This is a genomic window from Fictibacillus gelatini DSM 15865, from assembly GCF_000430745.1.
In the GTDB taxonomy this organism is placed as follows: Bacteria; Bacillota; Bacilli; order Bacillales; family Fictibacillaceae; genus Fictibacillus_A; species Fictibacillus_A gelatini.
In genome coordinates this window covers 1-3750 of sequence record NZ_AUMP01000070.1, presented here as the reverse complement: position 1 = coordinate 3750, position 3750 = coordinate 1, and the positions used below count along the sequence as shown (strand labels likewise).

The 3750-nt window shown below is 39.8% G+C and carries 4 protein-coding genes; 1 reads left to right on the top strand and 3 read right to left on the bottom strand.

Annotated elements, in window-relative coordinates:
• On the top strand, window positions 1–97 hold a 97-nt coding region (locus H538_RS25765), incomplete at its 5' end, for a 2-oxo acid dehydrogenase subunit E2 (protein WP_154658020.1).
• 76 nt (window positions 98–173) lie between these two features.
• Here H538_RS25765 and H538_RS24330 read toward each other — a convergent pair.
• The 3 genes from H538_RS24330 to H538_RS0117990 form a co-directional block, all read right to left on the bottom strand.
• Window positions 174–1382: an MFS transporter gene (locus tag H538_RS24330; protein WP_035351498.1), complete on the bottom strand. Its 1209-nt coding sequence runs from the start codon at window positions 1380–1382 to the stop codon at window positions 174–176.
• A 13-nt stretch (window positions 1383–1395) separates the two neighbouring features.
• Entirely contained in the window at window positions 1396–1830 is a 435-nt protein-coding gene (locus H538_RS0117995; protein ID WP_026678768.1) for a MarR family winged helix-turn-helix transcriptional regulator, read from the bottom strand.
• Window positions 1831–1923: 93 nt separating this feature from the next.
• Entirely contained in the window at window positions 1924–3498 is a 1575-nt protein-coding gene (locus H538_RS0117990; protein WP_026678767.1) for a sigma-54 interaction domain-containing protein, read from the bottom strand.
• Window positions 3499–3750: the final 252 nt, after the last annotated feature.

Here is a 3750-nt window from a genome sequence, read left to right as displayed (position 1 = left end):
CGACCACCGGATCGTCGACGGAGCAGAAGCGGTAAGCTTCCTCGTCGCGATTAAGAAAATGCTCGAAGATCCAGAGCAATTATTGCTAGAAGGTTGATAAAAAAGCATGAACTCCTTAACGAGAGTTCATGCTTTTTTTGTCCAAGAAAAGACTCGCGGGTATTTGGCTGGGGCTATGCGCTCATTTTTTCTTCAACCTTCTTATTTTTCGACCGTTGAAGTTTCTTGATTTGTGAAAGCAAGTAAACGACAAGCAATACGACCATACATAGGGCGGATAACCGGTACATCATCGAATAACTTGTGTTTGTAGCGATGATGCCGAGCAGCATAGAACCGATGGCAACACCGAGGTCGATAGAATTTAAAAAGGCTCCGTTCGCCATTCCACGTTTTTCAGGAGTTACTTGCTTAATCGTCCATGCTTGAATGGAAGGTTGCAACATCCCATAGCCAAGTCCATAGAATAAAGCCGAAATCAATAAAAACTTCATTGATGTTGTAAACGAAAGCGACAAAAGGCCGATCATTACTAAAAGTGCCCCGGGCGGCAAGACGGCCAGATGCCCCTTTTTGTCAAAAATCTTTCCGGAAATCGGCCGGACCAATAATACGGCAAACGCATTGCATAAGAAAAACCAGCCTACATTGGATAGGTGGACTTCTTTTCCAAATAAGGCAAGAAAGCTAATTAAACCGCCATAAGTGATGGAAAGAAGCAAGTTTAAGAAAACCGGAAGAATGATTTTTTTATCCATCAATTGAACTTTGCTTGAATGTTTGCTTATTTCTTGAAAGGGTACGCTTTTTGATGACGGCATACGAATGATTTTTGATAATGGAAAAATAAGAACTGTCAGTAAGGTTGTTACGCCGATTAAAGTAGGAAACCCGAATTTTCCGAGCAGCCCTAAACCGATGACAGGTGCAATGGACATCGAAAGGCTTGTCGACAGACCGAAATACCCCATCCCTTCTCCCATCTTTCTTGGCGGGATAATATCGGATGCGGTAGTCGGGAACGTCGTGCTCGTCAGTCCAAACCCGATGCCATAGATGATCCGAATCAAAAGAAGAAGGGCGATGGAACTGCTCCAAAAATAGCCCGCAGTAGATAAAATCAACACAAATAATCCGATAAGAAGGATGAGGTCTCGTTGTCCTTTTTTAATGGCCTCGCCGGCAATAACGCGGGCGACAATAGCAGCAAAAGCAAAAACGCTTATCACGATGCTGACGGTAAAGTCATTAGAATGAAAGGCATCCTTAACATAAGCCGGAACGGCCGGGGTGATCATCTGTATATTTAAAAATAGTAACAAATTACAGATGGTTAGAATTATGAAGTTTTTCGTCCAAAGTTTTTCGTGAGGTGCTTCCAATTTATTAACACTCCTAGTCTTTTAAATAGCTTGCAACATTTTGATTGATTTGTAAAAGGATTCCTTTAAAAAAGTCCAATTCCTGTTGTTCAATTCCGCTTGTCATATCTTCAATCGCCTTTTTCTCAACAGGAATTGTCTCTTCAATAAGGTTTCTCCCTTTATCCGTCAAATAAATGAGAAACGCTCTCCGATCTTTTTCACTCGTCCTTTTTTCTATCAACTCTTTTTTATGAAGACAGTCCAAAATCCGGGTCGTTGTCGGCTGATCTTTTGCTGCGCGAATTGAAATTTCTTTTTGATTAATGCCGTCTTCCCGGCTTAACCGTAAAAGGATTGACCATTGTTCGGGCGTAATATCAAATTCTTTCAGGCGCATAAATAGTAACTGAATCATCTTCCGATACGTCAGTCCAATCAAAAAACCTAATGATTCGTCCATTTTCATGAAATTTACCTCCTTCTCGCGAATAGTTGCCATGACAATTATATGCCCGGCAATTTTTTTTGTAAATAGAAAAAGAGCAACATTTTGCTCTTTTTAAAACGATTGAATTCCGTATTTTTTCATCTTATTATATAAAGTTACCCTCGAAATGCCTAACATTTTCGCCGCGGCAGTTTTATTCCCATACGTTTTAGTTAAAGCGAATTTTATTTTCTCCTCTTCATTGCTGACAGGAAGGCTAGCTGTCTCGCTAGTAGAAGAAGCAGTAATTTCCGGTTTTATCCCTTTAATAAAATTATCAGGAAGATGAGAAGGGAGGATTACTTCCTCATCGCCTAAAATGATTAAACGCTCAATCGTGTTACGCAGCTGCCTTATATTGCCTGTCCACGGATAATGCATAAACGTATACATGACTTCCGGATCGAGAGCAGGAACAGGTTTTTTATATTTTACCGAGAATTCTTTTAAAAACAATTGAATAAGTTCTGGTATATCTTCAATGCGTTCTCTGAGGGGCGGAATATTTAAAGAAACGACATTTAAACGGTAGTAAAGATCCTGGCGAAAAAAGCCTTTTTCAACCATCTCTTCTAAATTGCGATTAGTGGCGGCAATGATTCGGACATCAAAAGGGATGGGCTGAGTCCCGCCAACACGGTAAAACTGCCTTTCTTGAAGGACGCGCAATAGTTTTACCTGCAAGTCCAATGGCATTTCACCGATTTCATCTAAAAATAAACTTCCCCCTTTTGCCATATCCAATTTTCCTTTTTTTCCTTCTCTGATAGCCCCGGTAAAAGCTCCTTTTTCATAGCCAAATAATTCGCTTTCAAATAAAGCCGCAGGAATGGCGCCACAGTTAATATCAATAAAAGGACGGTCAGAGCGGGAACTTGATTTATGGATGGCCTGGGCGAACAATTCCTTTCCGACCCCGCTTTCGCCGGTAATAAGCACCGATGCATCCGTTTTCGATACCTTTTTAGCTAAATCAATAGCCGTACTCAGGCTAGCGCTTCTACCCTTGATTTTATGAAATGGATCATCCAAATGTTTCGTTTCAATTTGACGTTCTAAATCTTGAATATACGCCGTTGTAGTCGCAAGGCCATCATTCAATTTTACAATTTCGCTAATATCCCGTTCAACTGAAATTCCGCCAACAATCGTATCATCAATAAAAACAGGAAGTGTATTGATGAGCACGTGGACATTTGGTTTCGGCTGATTATATTTTCGAATGACGCCTATTTTCTGTTTTAGTGTAGACATTAAAATGACTGATTCCTCTTTGAAAAAATCGGTAATTGGCTTTCCGATGATTTCTTCTTCCGAACTTTGGTACAGTTCTTCCGCCTTTGGATTCCAGGAGATGATCGAACCGTTTGGATCAACGACGGTTACCGCATCGTCCACCGCTTGAAGCAGATTAGTATAAAATGCGGTGCTTAGCTTCCAATAGTTAAAAATTTGTTCGACGACTGTTGTATATGGTACCCACCCTACAAAATTCCCGGACTCATCTTGCAGGGCAAAATCTTTTTGAACAGTAACATCTATTTCTGAAAGTGTAAGATTTTTTGAAACAATGCTCATATTTTTTGGTTCTAACGTTTCGTCCCATGGAGCCGCAAGAGAGGAAAGTGGTTCCTTATGTTGTATCATTCTCCATCACCTTTACAATAGTGTAAACACTTAACATGTTATTTACAAAACTGTTCACATTAATTGTACACTTTTTATGTGAATGGGAGCAATAATCCCATTTATTTTTTGGCACAAAACTTGCAATTCTATTATTACTGTAAAATAAATGGATGATGGAGGGAATTAAATGACTGTCGAATACAAACACGAACCATTTACGGATTTTAGTATTTCGGAAAATAAATCAGCCTTTGAAGAAGCGTTAAAGCT

Excerpts from the sequence above, each read along its gene's own strand:
- H538_RS0117995 (WP_026678768.1), bottom strand. The coding sequence starts at position 1,830 with ATGAAAATGGACGAATCATTAGGTTTTTTGATTGGACTGACGTATCGG.
- H538_RS0117990 (WP_026678767.1), bottom strand. The coding sequence starts at position 3,498 with ATGATACAACATAAGGAACCACTTTCCTCTCTTGCGGCTCCATGGGAC.